At 41.8% G+C, this 22248-nt stretch carries 22 protein-coding genes and 1 pseudogene; 10 read left to right on the top strand and 13 right to left on the bottom strand.

The features are described 5' to 3' along the window. Positions 1 to 126 precede the first annotated feature (126 nt). Positions 127 to 1023 carry a GTP cyclohydrolase FolE2 gene (folE2, locus tag MHB41_RS03555; protein WP_081124078.1) on the top strand — a complete coding sequence of 299 codons (897 nt, stop codon included), beginning with the start codon at positions 127 to 129 and terminating at the stop codon, positions 1021 to 1023. A 32-nt stretch (positions 1024 to 1055) separates the two neighbouring features. Here folE2 and MHB41_RS03550 read toward each other — a convergent pair whose 3' ends face one another. Next, a complete protein-coding gene (locus tag MHB41_RS03550) occupies positions 1056 to 2939 on the bottom strand; it encodes an ABC-F family ATP-binding cassette domain-containing protein (protein ID WP_268413567.1) in 1884 nt (627 codons plus the stop codon). 132 nt (positions 2940 to 3071) lie between these two features. Between MHB41_RS03550 and MHB41_RS03545 the strand changes: the two genes are divergently transcribed. Both MHB41_RS03545 and MHB41_RS03540 read left to right on the top strand, forming a co-directional pair. After that, positions 3072 to 4145 (top strand): glycosyltransferase family 2 protein, encoded by a 1074-nt coding sequence (locus MHB41_RS03545; RefSeq protein WP_024426649.1) that lies wholly within the window; start codon positions 3072 to 3074, stop codon positions 4143 to 4145. A 180-nt stretch (positions 4146 to 4325) separates the two neighbouring features. Then, on the top strand, positions 4326 to 5717 hold the full coding sequence (locus tag MHB41_RS03540) for an amino acid permease (RefSeq protein ID WP_024426650.1): 1392 nt from the start codon (positions 4326 to 4328) through the stop codon (positions 5715 to 5717). A gap of 36 nt (positions 5718 to 5753) precedes the next feature. Here MHB41_RS03540 and MHB41_RS03535 read toward each other — a convergent pair whose 3' ends face one another. Then, positions 5754 to 5987, bottom strand: coding sequence for a hypothetical protein (locus MHB41_RS03535; protein WP_034282744.1), 234 nt, complete (start codon positions 5985 to 5987; stop codon positions 5754 to 5756). A gap of 6 nt (positions 5988 to 5993) precedes the next feature. Continuing rightward, positions 5994 to 6251, bottom strand: a complete 258-nt coding sequence (locus MHB41_RS03530; protein WP_003213975.1) for a hypothetical protein — start codon at positions 6249 to 6251, stop codon at positions 5994 to 5996. Positions 6252 to 6316: 65 nt separating this feature from the next. On the opposite strand from MHB41_RS03530, the gene MHB41_RS03525 reads away from it, so the two are divergent. Then, positions 6317 to 6796 carry an Hsp20/alpha crystallin family protein gene (locus tag MHB41_RS03525; RefSeq protein ID WP_024424582.1) on the top strand — a complete coding sequence of 160 codons (480 nt, stop codon included), beginning with the start codon at positions 6317 to 6319 and terminating at the stop codon, positions 6794 to 6796. Here the strand turns inward: MHB41_RS03525 and MHB41_RS03520 are convergent. After that, positions 6777 to 7004: a hypothetical protein gene (locus MHB41_RS03520; RefSeq protein ID WP_034282746.1), complete on the bottom strand. Its 228-nt coding sequence runs from the start codon at positions 7002 to 7004 to the stop codon at positions 6777 to 6779. The two genes, MHB41_RS03525 and MHB41_RS03520, sit on opposite strands and share 20 nt — an antisense overlap. 92 nt (positions 7005 to 7096) lie before the next feature. Between MHB41_RS03520 and MHB41_RS03515 the strand changes: the two genes are divergently transcribed. Further along, entirely contained in the window at positions 7097 to 7444 is a 348-nt protein-coding gene (locus MHB41_RS03515; RefSeq protein WP_046314051.1) for a hypothetical protein, read from the top strand. Positions 7445 to 7564: 120 nt separating this feature from the next. Here MHB41_RS03515 and MHB41_RS03510 read toward each other — a convergent pair whose 3' ends face one another. The 3 genes and pseudogenes from MHB41_RS03510 to MHB41_RS03500 form a co-directional block, all read right to left on the bottom strand. After that, entirely contained in the window at positions 7565 to 8197 is a 633-nt protein-coding gene (locus MHB41_RS03510; protein ID WP_034282747.1) for a type 1 glutamine amidotransferase family protein, read from the bottom strand. 74 nt (positions 8198 to 8271) lie between these two features. After that, positions 8272 to 9234, bottom strand: a complete 963-nt coding sequence (locus MHB41_RS03505; RefSeq protein WP_046314053.1) for a YafY family protein — start codon at positions 9232 to 9234, stop codon at positions 8272 to 8274. Between the two features lie 63 nt (positions 9235 to 9297). Then, positions 9298 to 9550, bottom strand: a pseudogene (locus MHB41_RS03500) (recombinase family protein); the annotation flags it as partial. Between the two features lie 216 nt (positions 9551 to 9766). Between MHB41_RS03500 and MHB41_RS03495 the strand changes: the two are divergent. Beyond that, positions 9767 to 11806, top strand: a complete 2040-nt coding sequence (locus MHB41_RS03495; RefSeq protein ID WP_034282752.1) for a penicillin-binding transpeptidase domain-containing protein — start codon at positions 9767 to 9769, stop codon at positions 11804 to 11806. A 147-nt stretch (positions 11807 to 11953) separates the two neighbouring features. Next, entirely contained in the window at positions 11954 to 13192 is a 1239-nt protein-coding gene (locus MHB41_RS03490; RefSeq protein ID WP_034282755.1) for an MFS transporter, read from the top strand. 202 nt (positions 13193 to 13394) lie between these two features. Here MHB41_RS03490 and MHB41_RS03485 read toward each other — a convergent pair whose 3' ends face one another. From MHB41_RS03485 to rfbF, 5 genes are read right to left on the bottom strand one after another with little or no spacing between them, the layout of a single operon-like run. Continuing rightward, entirely contained in the window at positions 13395 to 14324 is a 930-nt protein-coding gene (locus MHB41_RS03485; RefSeq protein ID WP_034282757.1) for a putative nucleotide-diphospho-sugar transferase, read from the bottom strand. Next, positions 14325 to 15515, bottom strand: coding sequence for a glycosyltransferase family 2 protein (locus tag MHB41_RS03480; protein ID WP_034282759.1), 1191 nt, complete (start codon positions 15513 to 15515; stop codon positions 14325 to 14327). It abuts the gene before it with no gap. Then, positions 15512 to 16423 (bottom strand): putative nucleotide-diphospho-sugar transferase, encoded by a 912-nt coding sequence (locus MHB41_RS03475; RefSeq protein ID WP_024426658.1) that lies wholly within the window; start codon positions 16421 to 16423, stop codon positions 15512 to 15514. The genes MHB41_RS03480 and MHB41_RS03475 overlap by 4 nt, the downstream gene beginning before the upstream one ends. Positions 16424 to 16435: 12 nt before the next feature. After that, positions 16436 to 17407, bottom strand: coding sequence for a GDP-mannose 4,6-dehydratase (locus MHB41_RS03470; protein WP_025092661.1), 972 nt, complete (start codon positions 17405 to 17407; stop codon positions 16436 to 16438). A gap of 4 nt (positions 17408 to 17411) precedes the next feature. Beyond that, a complete protein-coding gene (rfbF, locus tag MHB41_RS03465) occupies positions 17412 to 18176 on the bottom strand; it encodes a glucose-1-phosphate cytidylyltransferase (RefSeq protein ID WP_098676671.1) in 765 nt (254 codons plus the stop codon). Positions 18177 to 18530: 354 nt separating this feature from the next. On the opposite strand from rfbF, the gene MHB41_RS03460 reads away from it, so the two are divergent. Both MHB41_RS03460 and MHB41_RS03455 read left to right on the top strand, forming a co-directional pair. Then, a complete protein-coding gene (locus tag MHB41_RS03460; protein WP_072367870.1) occupies positions 18531 to 18680 on the top strand; it encodes a DUF1540 domain-containing protein in 150 nt (49 codons plus the stop codon). 200 nt (positions 18681 to 18880) lie between these two features. Further along, positions 18881 to 19960: a DUF3900 domain-containing protein gene (locus MHB41_RS03455; protein WP_034282768.1), complete on the top strand. Its 1080-nt coding sequence runs from the start codon at positions 18881 to 18883 to the stop codon at positions 19958 to 19960. A 62-nt stretch (positions 19961 to 20022) separates the two neighbouring features. Here the strand turns inward: MHB41_RS03455 and MHB41_RS03450 are convergent, their stop codons facing one another. Then, positions 20023 to 21225, bottom strand: coding sequence for an MFS transporter (locus MHB41_RS03450; RefSeq protein WP_098676673.1), 1203 nt, complete (start codon positions 21223 to 21225; stop codon positions 20023 to 20025). 102 nt (positions 21226 to 21327) lie between these two features. On the opposite strand from MHB41_RS03450, the gene MHB41_RS03445 reads away from it, so the two are divergent. Then, the gene (locus MHB41_RS03445; protein ID WP_024424569.1) at positions 21328 to 22236 is read left to right on the top strand and encodes a LysR family transcriptional regulator; all 909 of its coding nucleotides are present in this window, start codon (positions 21328 to 21330) and stop codon (positions 22234 to 22236) included. The last annotated feature ends 12 nt before the right edge of the window (positions 22237 to 22248 follow it).

Raw genomic sequence — 22248 nt, 5'->3', positions numbered from 1 at the left:
CATCAATTCATGTTTTATTATACACCTTTATAACCTTAACGTAAACGTCAAAGTTTTAACCCTTGATTTCCTTCGTGTTTTATCGCAAAATAAATAGGAATAATTACGATTTAAAGGAGGTACTATATGCGCTCATTTCCATCTAAAGAAGAACGGCATCAGCTATTCGGATCTGTACCGCCAAGTCTTGGCACAAAGCCTTGGCAAAAAGAGGACATGACGGACATTCAAAAAACAGAGCAAAACTTTTATTTTCATCTTGAACAAGTCGGGATCTGCCGCATGTCCTATCCGGTGCATATCGTATCTAAAACAGCACCACATCGCCAGACAACTACAGCTGAATTTACACTGAGTACTTCCCTGCCAGCTCATCAAAAAGGCATTCATATGAGCCGGCTCACTGAACAGCTGCACTCGTTTTATGAGAGCAGCAAGCCGCTTAATGTGAATGCCCTAAAAGAATGGACGGCAGCGCTCGCCCGGAAAATGGATCAGCCCTCTGCTTCCATTCAAGTTGCCTTTCCATGGTACATGGAAAAACAGAGCCCAGTCACCGGTCAGTCAGGCTTGATGCATGCGACCGTCCAATATGACGTCCATTTTCATGAAAAGGACGGATGGACCTGTCACGTTGGCTGCGATGCACAGGTCACGACATTATGTCCTTGTTCCAAAGAAATCAGTGAATATGGTGCACATAATCAGCGCGGATCTGTTTCCATTCAAGTAGGGTTATTTGAACAAGCATCGCATCCTGACGACATCAAGGCCGCTCTTTTACATATCATCGAGTCCAATGCGAGCGCACCGCTTTATCCCGTGCTCAAAAGACCTGATGAAAAGAAAGTGACGGAAGAGGCTTATGAAAATCCGCGCTTTGTAGAAGATATCACAAGATTAATTGCCATCGAATTATATGAGCAGCCATGGATTAAAAGCTTTCAAATCGAGTGCCGTAATGAGGAATCCATCCACCAGCATGATGCGTATGCCAAATGCTCCTATCAAAAAAACCTGTAGAGCGATTCTACAGGTTTTTTATTTCCACATCTTTATTCATTCAATTCCTCAATCATAAGCGATAATTCTGTCCAGCGGTCCATTGCTTGTTCTAGTTCTTCCGCAACGGCTTTTTGTTCGTCCATCAGCTCTTGAATTTTTCCAAAATCACTTCCTGCTTCTACAATGCTGGTTTCGAGCTGCTGATGTTTTTCCTCTAATGCCTGTATCCGGTCTTCAATCCCGTCCCATTCAAGCTGATCTTTATAAGAAAGTTTTTTTCTCTTTTTAGGTGCGGCTTCTACTTGTTTCTCAGCAGGCTTTGTCTCTGTCCGCTTCTGCTCTTTTTCCTGTTCCATATAATCGCTGTAAGCACCTTGGAAGTGTGAAATGCGCCCATTTCCTTCAAAGACAAGCAGACGGTGAACCACTCGGTCTAAGAAATAACGATCATGGGACACGGTGATGACGACTCCAGGGAACTGCTCTAAATAATCTTCTAAAATACTGAGGGTCTCTGTATCAAGGTCGTTCGTCGGCTCATCTAAAAAGAGAACATTCGGCTCTTCCATTAAGACCTTCAATAAATACAATCTGCGGCGTTCTCCCCCTGACAGCTTACGAATATACGTCCGCTGCATCGATCTTGGAAAAAGGAACCTCTCTAGCATCTGCTCTGCTGTGACAATAACGCCATCAGACGTCTTGACGATCTCAGCTGTTTCCTTGATATACTCAATGATGGTCAGCTCATCATTCATTTCCTTGTGATCCTGCGTGTAATAGCCAATACGAACGGTTTGTCCAATGGTCAATTGTCCTGAGGTCGGTTCAATCTTACCCGCTAGACAGTTCAGCAGAGTGGTTTTGCCGACTCCATTCGGTCCGATGAATCCGATACGATCACCCGGCACGACTAAATCTGTAAACCGCTCCACAAGGGTCTGGCCAGCAAATGAAATTGATAAGTCTTCTGCCTCTATCACTTGTTTCCCCAAGCGGTGCGAGCCGATGGCAAAATCAAGCTCTCCCTTCGCATCAGGTCCTTTTTGATCTTTCAGCTCTTCGACTCTGCCGATACGTGCTTTCTGCTTTGTCGTTCTTGCTTTTGCTCCTCGTCTCAGCCATGCAAGCTCTCGTCTAAGCAAGTTTTGACGCCTCGTTTCTTTCACCTGAGCCTCTGCTTCCCGCTCCGCTCTTTTTTCTAAAAAGACTTCATAATTTCCTTTATACGTATAAAGCTGCCCTTGATTTAACTCATAAATCCGATTGGCCACCCGGTTTAAGAAATAACGATCGTGCGTCACGAGGATGACAGCACCGCTGTATTGACTCAAATATCCTTCAAGCCATTCAATAGTGGCATTATCAAGGTGGTTGGTTGGCTCATCTAAAATCAGCAAACCTGCAGGCTGAATTAAATTTTTAGCAATGGCGACACGTTTTTTCTGTCCGCCAGATAATGCATGTACAGAGCGGCTCACATCTTTCACGCCAAGCTTTGTCAAAATCGTTTTAGCTGAAAGGTTCGCATCCCAAGCATCTTCCTGATCCATTCGATTTTGCATGCGCATCAGCGCCTCTTGTTTTGCCTCATTTTGCGGGTCATGCTCTAAATCGGCGAGTGCCTGTTCATACGCCTTCATCGTTTGAATCATTGGTGCCGTTCCAGAAAAAATGTAGTCAAGAATCGTTTCATTTCCGGTCATTTCAGGATCTTGCTCAAGAAATTCGATATCAAGTGTCCCTGCTTTCGTGATGTCACCTTCCTCAAACGATTCAAGTCCCGCGATGACCTTTAGAAGTGTTGACTTCCCTGTACCATTTGGTCCAATCAATCCGATGCGTTCCTTCGGTTCTATATGAAACGAAATATGATCAAACAGCGTTTTCTCGCCATAGGTTTTATATAATCCTTCAACATTCAATAAACTCATTTTATCAGCCCTTACATAGATTCTTCCTTTATTTTAAATCAGCCAGTAGCAGAAAACTAGTTTTAAAAAACCCGCTGCTGAAAAGAATGTTTCCTTTTGATGCTCGATACACTATGAAGAGGTGATCTAAAGATGATAACCATTAGCTTATGTATGATTGTGAAAAATGAAGAGGAAGTGCTGGCGGAATGCCTTTCTTCTGTTCAAGACATTGTCGATGAGATAATCATCGTTGATACGGGATCAACAGATCAAACAAAAGAGATCGCTCATTCCTTTTCAGCAAAGGTGCTGGATTTTGAATGGGTGCAGCATTTTGCAAAAGCACGTAACTTTGCTTTCTCACATGCAGCGAAAGAGTATATTTTATGGCTCGATGCTGACGATGTTCTGCTTGAAGAAGACCGCCAAAAACTGCTTCAACTCAAGCAGACACTTGATCCCTCAGTGGATGCCGTTTCGATGTTTTATCATGTGGGCTTCGATGAAAGCGGTCAAGTCAATTTCAAATATAGAAGAAATCGCCTTGTGAAGCGTTCCTTAAACTTTCAGTGGTACGGGGCCGTTCATGAGTTTCTTCAAGTGTATGGAAACATCTTTCCAGCAGATATCGCCGTCACACATCAAAAACGCAAGAAAACAACTGCTGGTGAGCCTGGGCGCAACTTGCGAATTTATGAAGACATGCTGGCAAAAGGAGAGGACATGACGCCCCGTGATCTCTTTTATTTTGCCAATGAATTAAGAGACAATGGGCAGCATGTCAGAGCGATTCGTTTTTATCATGAATTTTTAAACACAAAACAGTGCTGGATTGAGGATGAAATTCGCACATGCCAATATTTAGCGGACTGCTATTATGCGGCAGGCTTTGAGGAAGCGGCCTTATCCTCCTTATTACGATCCTTCTTATATGATCAGCCCCGGCCAGAATTTTGCTGCCGGATCGGGGATCATCTAAAAATACAAAATAAACATCAGGCAGCCATCTTTTGGTATGAGCAGGCGCTGAAGGCTCCTGAAAACGAAACAGCCTTCACACTTACACAATATAAAACGTGGTATCCTCACCTTCAGCTTTGCTACTGTTATTATCAGCTCGGTGACCTGGAGCAAGCCAAAATACATCACCATGCCTCCTCCGCCCATCATCCGACTCATCCAAGTGTGCTGTACAATGAAAAAATATTTGCTGATCAGACATAGATCGTCTGACACCACATCCGCCTTCGATCTCACGGCGGATGTCTCTTTTTATACACTTATTCGGTTGTGACGTTTAACACTTTAGTGATTTAAAGCGTTTTTCAACCAATTGACTAAATTGTCATTTGCGCATATACTAACATTCGTCTTACGAAAAGATTTATCCATTAGGAGGTCAACATGAGTTCTTTATTTAGAAAAAAATCTCTCGACCAGCTCATGCTTGAAAGTCAAACAAAGCGGCTCAGCCGTTCGTTAAATACGTTTGATTTAATCTTGCTTGGCATTGGCTGTGTGGTCGGGACTGGAATCTTTGTCATTACGGGGGTTGCTGCGGCAAATGATGCGGGACCTGCGATTATTATATCTTTTATTTTGGCTGCGATTGCATGCGCCCTTGCTGCTTTTTGCTACGCTGAATTCTCCTCTTCCATTCCTGTGTCAGGAAGCGTTTATACGTATTCCTACGCAACACTTGGAGAATTTCTCGCCTTTTTAATGGGCTGGGATCTCATGCTTGAATATGTCATTGCGCTCTCTGCTGTAGCAAGTGGATGGTCGTCCTATTTTCAATCACTGCTCAGCGGATTTGGCCTGCACATACCGAAGGCTTTATCAGCTGCACCTGGAGCCGCTGACGGGGCCGTCTTTAACCTTCCAGGCGCACTCATTATTTTGCTCATCACCTTTATCGTCTCAAGAGGCGTCAAAGAAAGCACAAAGCTGAATAACATTATTGTGCTGATCAAAATTGCCATCGTCCTTCTCTTTATCATTTCAGGCTTTGCTTACGTCAAACCTGAAAACTGGACACCGTTTATGCCAATGGGATTTGAGGGCGTGATCGCAGGCGCAGCAACAGTCTTTTTTGCTTACCTCGGATTTGATGCAATCGCCAATGCATCGGAAGAGGTCAAAAATCCGCAAAAGGCAATGCCGATTGGGATTATGGGAGCGCTCGGTGTATGTACCATTTTATACATCGGGGTTTCCTTTGTCTTAACAGGCATGGTTCACTATACGAAACTGAATGTCAGTGATCCTGTCGCATTTGCTCTTCAAGTGGTCGGTCTGAATAGTGTGGCGGGTATCATATCAGCCGGTGCCATTATTGGGATTACAACGGTACTCATTGCCTTGGTCTATGCACAGGTTCGCTTAACCTTTGCGATGAGCCGCGATGGACTTATGCCAAAGGTTTTCTCAAAGGTTCATCCAAAATCACAAACACCTGTTGCCAACACTTGGCTGACAGGGGCAGTCGCAGCATGTATCGTAGGTTTTGTGAATTTATCGACGCTTGCGAATTTAGTCAGTATCGGAACACTTGCAGCCTTTACGGTGATTTCCATTGCGGTCATCATATTGCGAAAAAAACACCCGAATGTTAAAGCAGCGTTTAAAGTGCCATTCGTGCCTGTGCTTCCAATTATCAGCGCGATCATTTGTATCACACTTGCGACAACACTTTCTTGGGTCACATGGAGAGCCTTCCTCATCTGGATCGCCATCGGTGTTGTTGTCTATTTCACCTATGCAAGACGAAAAAGCCATCTCAATGAAACACATTAGAAAAGAGACACGGGGATTCCCGGTCTCTTTTTTTGCTTAAATCACGCTGTTTTTGACTGAATTTGAGTCCACCATATCTGGATCTAGCACGCTTGAAATCGGAATGACAAGCGGTGAACAATCTCCATTGTCCTCACCAAAACCTTGGTTCATTTTCATTGAGAGAAAATAATCAATCTGCTGATAAGGTCCTAGCGTCAGTGATGCACCCCGATCCATTGCATTGATTTTAAAAGCACCGACATTGACGACTGAGGGTGAGAATAACATCACACGTCACTTCCTTTGAATGGGTTTAGCTGCTGGTGAAAAAGAGGCAGGTGAGTCCACTTGATCTCGATCATCTACATGGCTTTTTGTACCGACAAAACCGCTGGCATCTCCAAAATTCTGTCCGTAACCCTGATTTTTTTTATCTGAGTTTTGCCACTCTGCTAACAAATTTTGTCCGACATTCACCGCCGACGCATTTTCAAAGGAATTAATTTTTAACATGAAAATATTAATATTGATATACGGAGTTGGTTGAACCACAGATAAACCTCCTTTTTATAGGTATATGCAAGCACCCATCAAGTATGTTAACGGGAGGTCTTCACATGGACTTCGAAAAAATGAAGCAGTGGATGGATATTGCCCAGCAAATGCATGGAGATGATTTTTGGAAAATGATCTTCGATGATGAGCAAAGATCCCCCTTTATGGCAAACGGTCCATCTCCATTTACATTCACACAGCAGGATCAGCGGGGTTCAGATGCGTCGTTTCCTCCAATCGACATGGTGGAAACCCATGCAGAAATTCAATATTTAATTTATTTGCCTGGCTACCGAAAGGAAGATGTTCAGGTGTTATCATATGGTGAATATTTGGTTGTGAAAGGACAGCGTTTTTCCTTTTTTAACGAACAGGACTTTCGCCAAAAGCAAGGGAAGTATGGTCCGTTTGAAAAGAAAATCCGCCTTCCAGAAATGATTCTTGGTCAAATGAATGCTGCCTTTAAAGACGGTGTACTTTACATCCGCCTGCAAAAGGATGAAGGAAAAGCGACGGCTATCATCATAGATGACGAATATTGATACTCACTGCGTCTATTTGATCACGATCATCAATTGTTTCAATTGGCAGGATCGTGATCACGCCATCAGCATTCTGTTCCCCAAAGCCATTGTTTCGTTTGATCGTACTGCAATGATTGCGAACAAACGTCGAGCCAAACGTCATAGATGATCCTGTGCCAATCGAATTCGTTTTCATATGGGCAATGTGAACCTGAGTAGGCAGCATATGCTTCTCCCCTTTCTTGTCATCTCTATAAGTATATACGGGGCAGCTTTTCCATAGACTAGAGTAAGGCGGAAGAAAAGGTTGTGGTCTACTTGAAACATTTCATTCAATCACTCTTTAAAAAAATTGAATCCAATCCATCCCCATCTGTCATTGAGCTAGAAAAAAGACTCGCCGCTCTTGAGCAAAAAATGTCTGCACCAGCTGCTCCTGTCTCAGAGGATACACACATCCATATCGAATCCCTGCGAGTGGACAAAATTGACTACCATTTAGAATTTGGGGAGCTTTCTATTGACCAGCTTCAAGGCAGGCTCAATATTGGGGCAACCTATTACACGCCAAAGGACACATGCATCAAAAAATCCACACAAACACCGAAGCCAAAAGAAACAAAAACACCGGTTGTCTCGATTCGATCAAAGCCTTCATCTTCTTAATGTGCTCGGCTTTTTAGTACAATCGGGGCAGTATCACAAACGATAAGACAAGTCCAAAATAAAAAGCTCCACTTCTCTACAAATCAAAGTAGTGAAATTGAGCTTTTTCCGTTACTTCATTTATTTATTTATTGAATTCATCAATCGGAAGAAATATTCAGATTGATGTGTCTTATTCAGGTTATACCAAGAATGTAAGGCATCTGGTGCAAATACTTCTATTTTTTTCAGCACTTCCATTGCAAATTCTAAAGGAGCTATTCCTGATGCAGTAACTAAATTCGCATCAGATACCGCAGGTGCCAACTCATAGAACTTCTCTCCTTTATAGTTAGGACAAACCATTTTAGTATATTCTAAGTTATTACTTGTATGCCTTCTAGTATTTAAGTATCCCATATTCGCGAGCCCGTCAGTTGCACCACAAATTGCAGCAACAATTGTGCCAAGCTCTAAGGCTTGACCAATTCTCCCCAAGATAGGTTGGTGAATTTTTTCACCCCAAGTCGTCCCTCCTGGTAAAATCAAAAGATCTTTGCTCTCAAGATTACATTCTTCAAGGGAAATATCTGGTTTTATGCTCAAACCTCCCATAGTAGTCTTTATTTCTTTATTAACTCCTACTGTAATTACTCTTAAAGGTGCTAAATCTTTTTTGAAATATCTACCTGAGTTTAGTTCAGCGATTAAATATCCATATTCCCAGTCAGACATCGTATCAAATACATATAGATAAACTTTTTTTGTTTGCATCCAATCACCTTCCATTCACAATTGATATAGCTATTATAAAATAACTTCCCTGACAGTTAACGTCAGGGAAGTTATCATACTTGGTAAAATTTTATCAAATCCGACAAAACTTCAATAACTCTTTTCTTAAGACTAATTGGCTCAACAACTTTAATAGATTTATTATAAGGTAAAAGTAAATAAGGTACATATGTATGTATCATATCTTTTGGAAGAAGAAAAACTGCTTGATCTGAAGTCCGTTCTTGTAAATAATGTCCTAAAAACCAATGTTGGCAAATATCAGCCAATACATTTTTATCCCCATGAATCACCAAAGAAATAATCTCTTCCTTATCTTCTAAAGTTGGTAGGAGACTGTTTATAAAAAAGTCACGTGCTGAAAAATTTTCTTTCTGGTCAAAATGATTTACTGTCAGCATTAGACTTTCAATTCGATCTACTCTAAAACTACGCATATCATTCCTAAGATGACAAAATCCAATCACATACCACTTATTATTCCAATAGATTATTCTGTATGGATCGACACACCTATGATGTAATTGCTTTTCTCCACTTTTATTGTAAAGAATTTTCACCGTGTATGCGTCTGCTATGGCCTTTTCCAACTTCTTTAAAGAAGGTTCCAAAGAGATTGAAGGGGTTCGACTTATTACTTCAAGACTAGTTATATGTTGGTTTACCTTTGTTTCTTGCTCTTGATTTGAGTGTTTACTAAGTTTTGAAATGGCCCTTTTTAGCGCTTCATCTCCATAATATCCGGCTTCTTCTGCAAAAACAGCAGCGTGAAATAGTGAAGTCATCTCCTCAAAATCAAAAAATAGAGGGGCCTCTATAAAATTGTTCAATAAACTATATCCACCGTTATGTCCTGGTTCTGAAATAATAGGTACGCCACTCGTTGAAAGTGTATCAATATAACGATACACAGTTCTTATATTCATCTCTAACTTTTCTGAAATTTGTTTTGCAGTTATTTTTTTATCCGAACGAAGCATCCATAAAATGGATAACAAATTGTCTACTTTAGGCATATAATTCCACCTTTATATGAGTTTTATTTCCGATGATATACTTGTGATTTTTGGTATAACTCATCAATTTCTTTCCGATATCTTTCTAATTGAAGCTTTACACAGATTTGTCATTTCACACATTTGATTTACAATTTTATTTTCCTCTTTATAAAGCTTTACTGCATCATGGTATCTCAAGCAGACCTTAAGCATTGGATAATATCACGTTCTAATTGGCTTACACCCGCCATAAATGTAAATTAAGAATTGGCTGTAAGGATTATCTTCTGATATCTAGCTACGTATCTTTTAAGAATTTTAAATTTGTCTTTTTACTGTGAGTAATACAGGGCTAGGTCTGTACCATAAATGATTTCACCTTTTTCTTCAATAGAGGACTTAGATATTATTAATAAAATTGGGTATCCTAAACGATAAATCACAGGTCGTTTTTCTTATCTATTTAGCTAGGTTTCTATGAGAAACTATACAAATCACGACCAATCACTGTAAAATATAGAGGATCTAATCAAAAATTGAGGTGTTTTCATTGTATACGGGTCAAAAAAAATCATTTTGGAAACAGAAAAAAGTCATCATCCCTCTTCTTAGCATCATCGTAGTTGCTGCTGCTTTCTTTTTCTTAAAAGATACTCTTTTCTCAAAAGAAAAAGAGGCTTTAAAAGCCGCTCAAAGCTTTACGAAACATATGGAGAAGAAAGACTTTACGAAGCTGGCAGATGAGGTGACAAGTGCATCTTTGAAAGCCAATGACTTTTCAAAAAAACAACTAGCCGAAAAATACGACAATATTTTCAACGGCATTGGTGCTTATGATCTGAACATATCAAAACTCAACGTTGAAAAACAGGACAAAGGAGATGGGTATCAATTCTCCTATGATGTAACGATGAAAACGTCTCTTGGCAAGCTGCATAAGCTGTCTTACAAGGGCATTCTCTCTGAAGAGGGCGACAAGTGGAAAGTGGACTGGAAACCAAATCTCATCTTCCCGCAAATGGAGAAAGGAGATACCATCAAGGTCAAATCAGACCCTGCTGTCCGCGGAAACATTGTCGATCGAAAAGGACGTACGCTGGCAGAAACAACTGGTGGAAACGCACTTGGCATCATCCCGGGCAAGCTCGGAACAGGAGAAGAAAAAGAACGCAATATCAAAAAAATCAGCAAAGCTTTTGATATAGAGGAAGAACTAATCAACAATCAGCTGAAACAAGCATGGGTCACAGACGACACGTTTGTCCCGCTCAAATCGATGTTAAAACAAAAGCCAATTCCAAAGGACGTCAATGGCGTTACCTATCAATCAAAGGAAATGCGCTACTATCCATATAACAAAGCCGCCGCTCATCTCACCGGATATGTAGGAAAAGCAAATGCGGATGATATCAAAAGGAATCCAGCATTAAAAGCGGATCAAATCATCGGCAAAACCGGCCTTGAATTCACATTTGACAAAAACTTACGCGGACAAGATGGCGGAAGCATTCTCATCGTCCATGATGAAACAGGCATTGAAGAAACATTGCAAAAATCAGCTCGAAAAGATGGAAAAACAGTGAAGCTGACGATTGATGCTTCTTTACAGAAAAAAGCCTATGATCAGCTGAAAGGTGAAAAAGGGGCCGTCACGATCATGAATCCATCATCAGGTGATCTATTAGCACTTGTCAGCACCCCTTCCTACGATGTCAATCTCATGACAAACGGGATTACACCTAAGCAATATCAGGCATACAGTGAAAATCCAGACCTTCCATTCCAAGCTCGATATGCGAGCCGGTATGCACCAGGGTCCACATTCAAAACCATTACAGCCGCCATTGGGCTGGAAACAGGTGTCACAAAGCCTGACAAAGTGCGCACCATTCACGGACTGAAATGGCAAAAGGATCAATCTTGGGGAAATTATCGCATCACCCGGGTTCACGATAAAGAAAAAGTAAATATGGTCGATGCCCTTGTGTACTCAGACAATATTTATTTTGGACAGGAAGCACTCGAAATAGGCAAAGCCACCTACGATAAAAAAGTGAAAACATTTGGATTCGGCGAAGACTTACACATGCCATTTACAATGAAGCCTGCACAAGTATCGAACGATGGCATTCAATCGGATATCTTACTGGCTGACTCGGCGTATGGGCAAGGCGAATTACTCATGTCACCGATTGAACAAGTACATGCCTATTCTCCATTTGCTACAGGAGGCAAGCTTGTCTATCCTCGAGTGATTCAAGATGAAAAAACAGCTTCACCAAAACAAATCATCAAAGAAGGCTCGGCAAACACAGTGAAAGATGCATTGACTAAGGTCGTGACCAGTCCAAACGGAACAGCCCACTCCTTACAAATCGAAGGAGCGGATATTGCCGCTAAAACGGGAACGGCAGAGTTAAAAAGCAAACAAGGTGCAACAGACGGCACCGAAAATGGATTTTTACTTGCGTTTAATCCTAAAAAAGAAGATTACGTCCTCGTCGGCATGATCGAAGGGGTAAAAAACCGCGGCGGCAGTGGGCTTGTCGTTCAAAAAATGAAGCCTGTGATTGCTTCTTTTTACAAATAACTCTTTAGAGACACAAGCTCAATCAAATGCTTGTGTCTCTTTTTTTCTAAATCATGACAATTTGCTATTGTTTTATAGTTCACCTTATGAATAAAATGAGAAGAATGCAAAAATCAGAAAACAGATAAATGAAGGGAGGAAGTCTCATTGGCCATTGCTGCTCGTACAAAGGATAAACCTCAACATTCTGTTACCGGCTCAACGGTTTATCCCATCTTATTGATTATTGGTATTTGTCATATGCTGAACGACACATTACAAGCTGTTATTCCTGCGATGTTCCCTATTTTGGAACGCTCAATGGGGCTGACCTTTACACAATTAGGGCTGATTGCCTTTACATTAAATATGGTCTCCTCCGTGATGCAGCCTGCTATTGGGTGGTACACAGATAAACGGCCGATGCCTTATGCACTTCCGATTGCTTTATTTTCAAGTGCTGTCGGTATATTCGGACTCGCGTTTGCTCCGTCCTTTGCCACCATTCTGCTTTGCGTTGTCTTTATCGGACTCGGCTCTGCGATCTTCCATCCAGAGGGCTCCCGTGTTGCCAACATGGCAGCTGGTCCAAGACGAGGTCTTGCCCAGTCCATCTATCAAGTAGGCGGGAATACAGGTCAAGCCTTTGCTCCGCTTATCGCTGCATTAATGCTCGTCCCGCTCGGTCAGACAGGCGTGGCTTGGTTTACGATTGTTGGAATGTTGGCGGTTGGTTTCCTTCTTTATATTTCAAGATGGTACGCAGGAAGGCTTCAAACCATTCGGGCCCAAGCGAAAAAAACACCTACAAAAGCGGCTAGATCTGATATTCATCGTAAATCAGCACTCATTGCACTTGGCATTATCGTCTTTCTCATCTTCGCCCGCTCTTGGTATGGAAATGCCATTTCGAATTTCTATGCATTTTATGCGATTGAACAATACGGTTTGACGATTAAAGAATCACAGACTTATATCTTCTTATTTCTCATTCTAGGTGCAATTGGGACATTTTTAGGCGGTCCGCTTGCAGACCGCTTTGGCAAGAAAAACGTGATTTTAGTTTCCTTATTGGCATCCTTCCCGCTTGCCCTGCTGCTGCCATTTGCCGGACCCGTTTTTGCTTATGTTTTACTCGGGCTGATTGGGCTCATTTTGACATCAAGCTTCTCTGTTACCGTGGTTTATGCCCAAGAACTATTTCCCGGGAAAATTGGCACAATGTCTGGTTTAACTGTTGGGCTTGCGTTTGGTATGGGTGCAATCGGATCGGTTGCCCTCGGCTCATTCATTGATGCCTTCGGCTTAACGCCTACCATGATCGGTGTTGCCTTTTTACCGATATTAGGCATCCTAGCCTTCTTACTTCCTAGCGACCAAACCATCTCCAAATGGAATGAATCATAAAAAGAAAACCGCTCAATCAATGAGCGGTTTTTTTCAATTGTTGACAAAGGGATAAAATGATGTGTATTTTAGCACTTTGTCTTCTTTTCAGCGTGATAGAAAACCTTTGCAGTCTAGGAAGGGCGAGCACCGGAGCGCAGACCTGACAAAGAATGCGAGGGTTTGTCTACACGCTGAAACCGCTCAATAAATGAGCGGTTTTTCATCTCTCATAAAAATGCGTGTCAGGCACATGCTTCTTCGCAATAAATCCTTGCTTAAATTCTGGAAATACCTTTTGCACCTGTTTAATCTTTTGATGAACCAAGTCGGCATACGGAATATACAAATGATCCACAAGCTTCTGTTCTTTCATATAGTAATACCAATTAAGGTTAAAGGTATTCTCATCAATGATCGTAAAGGCAGAAAAATGATAGAACAAGAGTGGACATTCGTCGAGATACATATCTCCTTTTACAACTGAAAGCTTGTAGTTTTCAATGTTCCAAATCGCCGCATTGGCTCCTTTAGATGCAACGATATGAACCCCTTCAAAATCATCAACCCATCTTTCCACATACCGCTGATCTCCGTACGTCTTTTTTTCTGTATCCATTTCTACTGTACAATGGGCAAGACAATTTTCTTTCCATTGCGTGACTGCCTGTATGGCAACATCTGTGTTACGACAGCCTACAAACCCTGTATTAAAGCGGCCAGACAACTCATAAAAATGATAGAACCGCTTGGAATTCATATGATCCGTCAAAAATAAATGAGCGCTTGGATTCTCTGCAAAAATCGCCTCCGGATCATGATAAAAATACAAATCCGTATCCAGATGGGCAAGATAATCCGCATCTGAGGACTCAAGAATGTTGAGCAGAAAAGCAGGCTTTAACGTCCAGCAATACTCATGAAACGTTCGATCTTCTTTTGCCTTTCGCAGCGTATCATCTTCAATGTCCTCAAGCTGTTCATATTGAACATGCGGGTGAGGGAACTCCTTTAATACATTATAAGCCAAAGGGTCTGCACATAAAACGGACAGCTTAAAGGCATGAGCGTTTTGTTCAAGCGAATGAATCAGCGCCAAAAGCTTAAAAACATGGGTATTCGACACAATGGTTGTAAAGTGATAAGACGCCATTTACAACACATCCACTTGGAACAAATCAACGCGCAACAGCTCTTTCGTCAGCCCTTGAATGGCTTCTACAAGCACCATGCAGCCATACTCCTCACGTGCAAGCTGCGCCGCTTCTGCCAGCTTTTTCAAAGGAACATGCTTGGCTGTCAGCATATCTTTTTTATCCCGCTTGATGCCTACATTCCGCTCTGTGATCAAATGAAGCAGCTCTAAAAAATAGGATAACAGGTCATCAAATGCTGGATTCTCACGCAGCTGCCGAACTTCTTTCACAATATCATTTGTCACAGTGTGAGAAAACGGACCAGAGAAAGCCAAATGGACATCAATGGAATCAATATTGTTATACTTCTCACACATATACAAAATGTTGTATTTGATGTCATCAAATGACGTTAAATTACTTGGATGCTCTTGATGCACACTCATGATATCCTCTCGCAATTCAAAGGAGAGACCAAGCTGATTCAGTCGAATTCCTAAATCATAATCCTCAAATCCATACCGAACGATATTTTCATCAAACATCCCTAGTGCCATGACATGCTTACGTTTAACAGAGGAGTTATTTGTAATAAAAAAGCGCCATGGCAGCTCATAAGAACCTAAATCATAGTGGTACGTTTCCAAAATGTCTTTCAGGATATCAATAAACTCAGACTGCAAATCGAAGCTTTTCTCTAGAAATGCACCATTTTCGACTTCTTCCAATGATAAAAGAGGCGTTTTGTCCTCCATTTTCCGTTTATACAGTCCTTGCTTTTTCAACCGCTTCATATGATCCTTATCAAAAGCTGTGTAAAAATAGCGATAAATCCGCTTCCAGCACACACCGCAAATTACAAGACTCTCCCTGTCAGCATGGGCCTCTGCATGCTTTTGAATAAATCTCGGTTCTGCCAGCATATCACTGTCATGAAAAATGAGCAGATCCCCCTCCGCCTCGCGAATGGCATGATTACGCCCCTTTGCAATTCCTTGATTGACAGGAATACGCACCTTTTTAAATGGGAAGTTCACCTCAATATTCTCGAGCATTTCCATCGTGCCATCCGTTGAGCCATTATCAGCAACAATGACTTCAAATGGAATATCTGTTTCCTGAAGCGTTAAAGAAAAAAGGCTTCCCTCTAAACGCTCTTTGGCATTATAGCTTGGAATAATGACGCTTACCTTTGGCTTTTCATTCATGCGTCATCCTCCTCCCGTTTGGCATAGCCGTTAAACAGCGGGTCGACCTGCTCCACAGATTCAATCACGTGGCGAAGCACTTGCCGATAGGCTTCTTGAAAAAACGGCAGGTCATTTCGTCCCTTTTCATGAATTTGCTGCATCTCATCCTTACTCACAATCCGAAAGCCGCTGTAATGATAGCAAATGAGCGGGTGCCCATCCTCCAGAAGAATACGTCCATTCTCCTCCCGATAAGAATGCTGCCCATAGTTCCAATGACCAATATTCACGCCTTTTGTCTCAATATCTTCTACTTTGTCAAACAGCCTCGGCATATGATCTAGATATCCTTGATCGCCAAACTTGCCTTCTCCCGGTGCATTTTTACATTCTTTTAAGCATTCTTCTTTCCACCAGCTGAGGCATTTTCGTCCGGCTTCATCTCCTTTAAAATGCAGAAAGCCTGAGTTATAGCGTCCTAAAAGCTTCTGAAGCATCTTCACTTCCTCTGCATCAAAGCTTGGAATGACAATATCCCCTCTCGAAATTAAAACAGAAGCATTCGGCTGATGTTGAAAAATCACCTGAGGGCTCTCATAAAAGAACAAATCCGCATCAAGATAGGTCACGCTCTCTGCCTGCTCCTGTTCAAATAACCACTCAATCCAAATCGGCTTTAAGGTCCAGCAATATTCCGATGCATCCCGTTCCTCTTTTTTCTCCAGCAGCTCTGGTGTTTCGAGCTCCCGTACATGAACAAGATCCACATGCGGAAAATTCATTTGATGAAGCAAATCAAATGCAGCATCATCCATACATAACGTCTTGATGACAGCATCATCTTCTACTTGCTTCAACGATAAGAAAAACGCAATGGCTTGATAAAGTCTTCCACTTGAAAGAACCGTACAATATATGCTGTTCATCTATTTACACCTCTATTTTTGAAAGAATTCGCGGTACCATTCAATCGTCTTCTCTAAGCCTTCATCAATGGAGTAATCAGGCTTCCAATCAAGCAGCTTTCTCGCTTTCTCTGCTGACAAATATTGATGCTTAATTTCATGTGTTCCTTGATTCAAAATACGAGGCTTCAGTTCACTTCCCATTGCCTTTAAAATCTTATCCACAAGCTCTAGCACTGTCAGTTGAATCTCGTTACTAAAGTTAAAGGCTTCTCCCGCCAGCCCTTTTTCCTCCATCTTCTCAGCTAGCAGCAAATAAGCCTTCACTGCATCTTCAATGTAGAAGTAATCACGAATAAATGTCCCGTCACTTCTAATTTCCGGCGCCTTTCCTTCTAACACAAGCTGAATGGTTTGCGGAATGATTCTGTTGAAATTCAAATCCCCGCCTCCATATAAATTACCGCAGCGTGTAATACAAACTGGAAGACCGTATGTGTTGTAGTACGTATGAGAAATGAGATCTGCACAGCTCTTCGAGACATCATACGGATGTTTCCCGTTTAACGGCATGTCTTCATCGTATGGCAGCTGCTCTTGATCACCGTATGCTTTGTCACTTGATGCCACGATCACTCGTTTAATCAGCGGCTGTCTTCTGCAAGCCTCAAGCACATTCCATGTCCCTAAGATATTTGCTTCAAATGTAGAAACAGGATGTCTGTTCGCGACCCCAACAATGGCTTGGGCAGCCAAATGGAAGACGGTGTCAATTTCATATTCTCCTAACGCACGTTCAATCGTCTGCATATCCTCTAATGCGCCTTGCACCACATTCATTTTTTCAAATTGACTGCCTTGATATAAATTCGACCTAGGCACCTGATCACGCACAAGTCCAGTCACGTTTGCCCCTTGATCAATCAATTCCTTGACGAGATAGCTCCCTAACAGCCCTGTACATCCAGTTACAAATACGTTCTTTCCATTCCAAAATCCGCTCATGCTGTCACCAAACCTTCCATGGTTGTTTTCCATCTGTCCACATGTCGTTGATTTCCTTCAGGTTTTTATACGTATCAATTGCTGTCCAAAATCCGTGATGCTCATAAACGGCAAGCTCTCCATCATCCGCCAGGTTTTGAAGAGGCTCTGCTTCAAACACGCATTGATCATCGTCTGTCAAATAATCAAATACCTTTGAAGACAACACAAAAAATCCTCCATTGATCATCCCGATACTGTCTGTCTTCTCAGAGAAGGATTGTGCCATCCCGTTATACACCTTCAGTGTCCCGTACTGGGACTTCTTTTCAATGCCTGTGACAGTCGCAGCTGCTCCAAGATCCTGATGACGTTTCAGCAAATGAAACATATTGATATTGGCCAGTCCATCACCATACGTCATCATAAAGGTCTCATCACCAATGTAATCCTGTGCCTGCTTTAAACGTCCGCCTGTCATCGTATCTTCACCTGTATCTAAAAAGGTGATTTTCCAGTTCTCCGATTTCCCTAATAGCTTCATTTCTCCTGTCGTCATATCGAGCTGCATGCTGTGATGCTGCCAGTCGTAGTTCAGAAAGTACTCTTTGATCTTCTCTCCTTTATATCCAAGCAATAGGATAAATTCGTCTACACCGTAATACTGATAGATTTTCATAATATGCCATAGTATAGGCCGGTCTCCGATCATAGCAAGTGGTTTAGGAAGCGCTTGTGTGACCTCACTCATTCTCGTTCCCTTTCCTCCGCAGAGAATGACTGCTTTCATCTTCTCCCCTCATCTCTCTATGAAGATTTTTGATTAAAACCCTATCTTTATGCGGAAAATCAGTACATGTACCCTCATACTTTGTCCGACATCAGGTTTTGAATCTACTCTATTCATATGTCGAAATGAGAGAGTGTGCCACCTAGCATTTAACTATTTTTACAAATAAAAAAAGAGCGAGATTCATATTCTCGCTCTTCCAAAGTTTAAATTGTATATTTTCAGGGTAGATGGTATGATAAACATGTGCATAATCAGCACAGACAGCCTCTTTCTACAAAGAGACTACTAGATTGAATGAATTCAAGTGGCAGCTTGCTTCATTCTCAATATGAATCACGGAGGTGAATTCCCATGGCACAAAACGTTCTTTGTGAAGTGAACTCTTGCCGTTTTTGGGCTGAAAACAGCTGTACCGCTTCTACCATTAAAATTGGTAAAAACACGATGACTGAAGTGACTCGTAATACTGAAACTGATTGCGAAACATTTGAAACAAAATAATCTATTTTTCTCTGAGATGAAGGAACTGGCAGGTTCCTTCTTTTCTTTTATCATTCTATCAAGAATGATAATTATTATCAAGTGTTTTTCAATAAACATTTCTCGGGAAATAATGACACGATATTTCTCCATTCGTTGACGATTTTCACTCCTTTTTCTATACTCAACATATCCGAAGAAGAAAAAGTGGTGACCTATCAATGGATTTTACGATACGTTTTCTCTCATTCTTTGTCGTGGAAATCGAAGGCAAAGATGAACAAGCAAATAAACGGTTTAAACATTATCAAACACTAGATCAAGAAGAATTTGAACAAAGTGAGCTGAAGGACTTTTTAGACGGTGAGCTGAAAAAAATCGTCAAACGAAAAGTGGACAGACACCCTAAATCTGAACAAGTACCGACCAAAATTGGCCGATTTATTGTAGAACCCGGTCATGAGCTCGATTCAAATCCCAACTACAACCTATTTCATCAAACGAGATTTGCAGATACAAAAGAATTGTTTAATGAATGCAGTGAACAGTTTGTTCGCACATATTTAGATACAAGTGCTGTCAGAGGCGGCGTTTTTTTAGTTGCTTCTGCTGTTCCAAAAAAGTATTTCGATGATTCCTTTGTCTTTATTATGAAATGCGATTTCGAACAGAAAGTGGCTTCTATCGCTGATACATCTACCTTGATTAGAAAAGTCGAAATGGCCATTACGACAAAAAACATGAAATCAATTCAATACCCGTTTATGCCAGAAGAGGGCATGACTGAGGAAGCTGAAGTGAAAATTCATCAATCTTCACACGCTCGTTATTTTGAGGACTTTTTGAAATTCGTCGAATACGGTGAATCCATGCCTGAAATCATGAAATCACAGGTCATGAATATGGTACAGGAACAGGTTTTTGAAACATTACAGGATGAAAGTGAAGAATTAAAGCAGTTTGAAGAGGATCTTGAAATATGGGAAGCGAGTGAAAAGCGAGAAATTAGAGAAACACTCGATACAGAACAGGTCACACAAGCGGCCTCCCATATTGTTGAACAAACCCCTGATATCACAATGAAAATGCGTCTAGGCGAAACGGAAATCAAAGGTCTTCTAGCAGACTTCGGCCAATCAATCCATATTGCAAAGCTCAACAATCGATATGTCGTGCTCGTTGAAGCAGATCAAATCGTCTTCGAAAAGGGAAGCACACCTGTTGAGTTTCATAAACCAAATGGGTTAAAAGAGGTGGTCAGCCAGCTGACGCAAAAAGCCTATGATTCAGATCTAGAATAAAAAAACATGACTGCCTCTTGCATCCAGCGCATGAGGCAGTTTTTTGTATAACGCTTGATTTATTACGCTGGATCAGAAGAAACATGCAGCTCCCTGCCTCTTGCCCACATGCTGACAAGCAATAAGCTTATGATGAGCATCAGCCAAAAGACGCTGCTTGATCCAAAAAACTGAATCATCGTATACCCGCACAAGGGTCCTAAAGCCGCTCCCATATCTTGAACAAAGGAATAGCTTGCGAGGAAGCGGTTTTTATCTGTTTGAGCAGACGCTTTTTGAAAAGCAAGCGTGTCCGTTAATGTCGTTAAGATTGTTGAGAGCAGTTGGATCAAAAGCAGCATCACAAGAAACCAGCCGCTTACCTTCAGCATGACCGCCAGAAAACTGAGACCTCCAAATGAAAGAAACATCCAGCAAAGCGTTCGTTCCTTCATCACAAGCCCATCAAACCATCTGCCCGTTTTCGGTGCTACAAATGGTTCCCACCCCCATCTGAGCGCTTGAATGATTCCACTTAAAGCCGAAGCTCCGATAACAAAGCCGAACAGAGCAAATTCACCATGACCAATCCTTGCTTCAATGACATGACTGAATGTTGATGCGAATAACCCTTGTATCACAAGTGCGATCAGCATACCTGTCATTAATACTTTTACAACATCCCGTGCAAGCCACCTCTGTTTGATGACTTGATACACCTGCCCCTCTTCTCCCTTTTCAATCTCATCCAAAGAGACATAAAAAATGACCCCTAGTAATGTGAGTAAACCAAAAACTAACGTCATGGACTGGAAGCCGATCAGGCTGGCGAATATTCCGCCAAATAACATGCCGAATAAACTGCCAAGCCGGTAAAGTCCATTATAAATGCCCGTATAATGCCCTTGAGAGCTTTCCTCCATCTCAGCAATTAATCTCATTCCACTCATACGCAATAACGTCCATGCCAGCCCCCAAGCGCAGCGGCAAATCAGCAGCAGCCAAAAACCACTCACACCATATAGCATCGTGGTCACTGAAGCAATCAAAATAGCGATCAATACACCAGTCTTCATTGGGACAAACCGATAGAGCCACCAAACGACAGGCGTTAGCGGGATGCGGATGAATCGGTTAATGGACAGCAGCAGCCCGACCTCCCAAATAGACGATAAACCAATCTCTTTCCAATAAATCGGAAGAACAATATAAAGCATTGAATCCCCAATCAGTGCAAATGCTGTGATAAGCGATATTGACACCACTTGCTTTCGACGATGATCCATTTCCCTTCCCCCTTCGCTATCTTTACAATAAGGGATGCCTTATAATAAATCTAATGAATGTTTTTGATTAAACCATCAAAATAATTGATAGGTGGTGCAAAGTTGAATTTACATGCCCTTCGGATTTTTGCAAAGGTCGCAGAGACAAAAAGCGTTACACAAACAGCAGACGTACTGTCATTGACACAGCCTGCTGTGACGGCTCAGCTTAGAAGCATTGAAAGTGAGATCGGTTTCCGTCTTTTTAAACGAAATGGCAGAGGCATTACACTTACGGAAATGGGGAAAATTCTATACCCTTATGCCCGGCAAGTGTTCGAGGCTGAAAAGGAAGTAGAATATCAGATCACACTTTTACAAAACGGAAAAAAGGGGCGGCTCCGCATCGCTTCTACCTATGTACCACTTAACTTTTTACTGCCAGATTGGCTTGCTGCCTTTAAAACATCTTCACCACAGACAGAAATTGAATTAAAAAGCGGAAACTCCGCTCAAGTTTTAGAGAGCCTGCTTCAATATGAATCAGATGTGGCCATCGCTGTGATCGAGGATCTGCACCATGAAGAGATTCTCACCTCTCATTTAACGAATTTAAGCTATGATTTTATTGTGCCGGCAGACCATCCATTGAACGGAAAAACTGTCCCGCTAGAGCGCCTGAGTCAGGAGCCTTTTTTGATGCGTGAAGAAGGCAGTTCCACAAGAGATAAGCTCTTTTCATTATTTACCTCGAAAGGGATCAAAAAACCAACCGTTGATTTACAATTCAGCGGTGTTCATGAAGCGATTCAAATGATCAAAGCTGGATATGGCATCACACTTGTTCCCCGTGATGCGGTTCATGGCAGTCTCAAGCGGCAAGAAATTGGGCGCGTGTACATTGAAGGCATTGAGATCGTCAGACCGGTTGTTGTGTGCAAACGGGCGAATGATCTTGAAGAAAATAGAACCGTGGATGCCTTCCTGCAAATGAAAGGTATCGGTCCATTTACTACGCCTGCTGCCAATTAAAAAAGTGCCTGC

The sequence above is a fragment of the Bacillus sp. FSL H7-0578 genome, from assembly GCF_038630855.1.
GTDB classification, from domain to species: domain Bacteria; phylum Bacillota; class Bacilli; order Bacillales; family Bacillaceae; genus Bacillus; species Bacillus safensis.
This window is presented reverse-complemented; position numbering and strand designations above follow the sequence as displayed.

Coding starts and splice junctions, on each gene's coding strand:
- folE2 (WP_081124078.1), top strand. CDS start 127: ATGCGCTCATTTCCATCTAAAGAAGAACGGCATCAGCTATTCGGATCT.
- MHB41_RS03550 (WP_268413567.1), bottom strand. CDS start 2,939: ATGAGTTTATTGAATGTTGAAGGATTATATAAAACCTATGGCGAGAAA.
- MHB41_RS03545 (WP_024426649.1), top strand. CDS start 3,072: ATGATAACCATTAGCTTATGTATGATTGTGAAAAATGAAGAGGAAGTG.
- MHB41_RS03540 (WP_024426650.1), top strand. CDS start 4,326: ATGAGTTCTTTATTTAGAAAAAAATCTCTCGACCAGCTCATGCTTGAA.
- MHB41_RS03535 (WP_034282744.1), bottom strand. CDS start 5,987: ATGTTATTCTCACCCTCAGTCGTCAATGTCGGTGCTTTTAAAATCAAT.
- MHB41_RS03525 (WP_024424582.1), top strand. CDS start 6,317: ATGGACTTCGAAAAAATGAAGCAGTGGATGGATATTGCCCAGCAAATG.
- MHB41_RS03520 (WP_034282746.1), bottom strand. CDS start 7,004: ATGCTGCCTACTCAGGTTCACATTGCCCATATGAAAACGAATTCGATT.
- MHB41_RS03510 (WP_034282747.1), bottom strand. CDS start 8,197: ATGCAAACAAAAAAAGTTTATCTATATGTATTTGATACGATGTCTGAC.
- MHB41_RS03505 (WP_046314053.1), bottom strand. CDS start 9,234: ATGCCTAAAGTAGACAATTTGTTATCCATTTTATGGATGCTTCGTTCG.
- MHB41_RS03485 (WP_034282757.1), bottom strand. CDS start 14,324: ATGGCGTCTTATCACTTTACAACCATTGTGTCGAATACCCATGTTTTT.
- MHB41_RS03480 (WP_034282759.1), bottom strand. CDS start 15,515: ATGAATGAAAAGCCAAAGGTAAGCGTCATTATTCCAAGCTATAATGCC.
- MHB41_RS03475 (WP_024426658.1), bottom strand. CDS start 16,423: ATGAACAGCATATATTGTACGGTTCTTTCAAGTGGAAGACTTTATCAA.
- MHB41_RS03470 (WP_025092661.1), bottom strand. CDS start 17,407: ATGAGCGGATTTTGGAATGGAAAGAACGTATTTGTAACTGGATGTACA.
- rfbF (WP_098676671.1), bottom strand. CDS start 18,176: ATGAAAGCAGTCATTCTCTGCGGAGGAAAGGGAACGAGAATGAGTGAG.
- MHB41_RS03460 (WP_072367870.1), top strand. CDS start 18,531: ATGGCACAAAACGTTCTTTGTGAAGTGAACTCTTGCCGTTTTTGGGCT.
- MHB41_RS03455 (WP_034282768.1), top strand. CDS start 18,881: ATGGATTTTACGATACGTTTTCTCTCATTCTTTGTCGTGGAAATCGAA.
- MHB41_RS03450 (WP_098676673.1), bottom strand. CDS start 21,225: ATGGATCATCGTCGAAAGCAAGTGGTGTCAATATCGCTTATCACAGCA.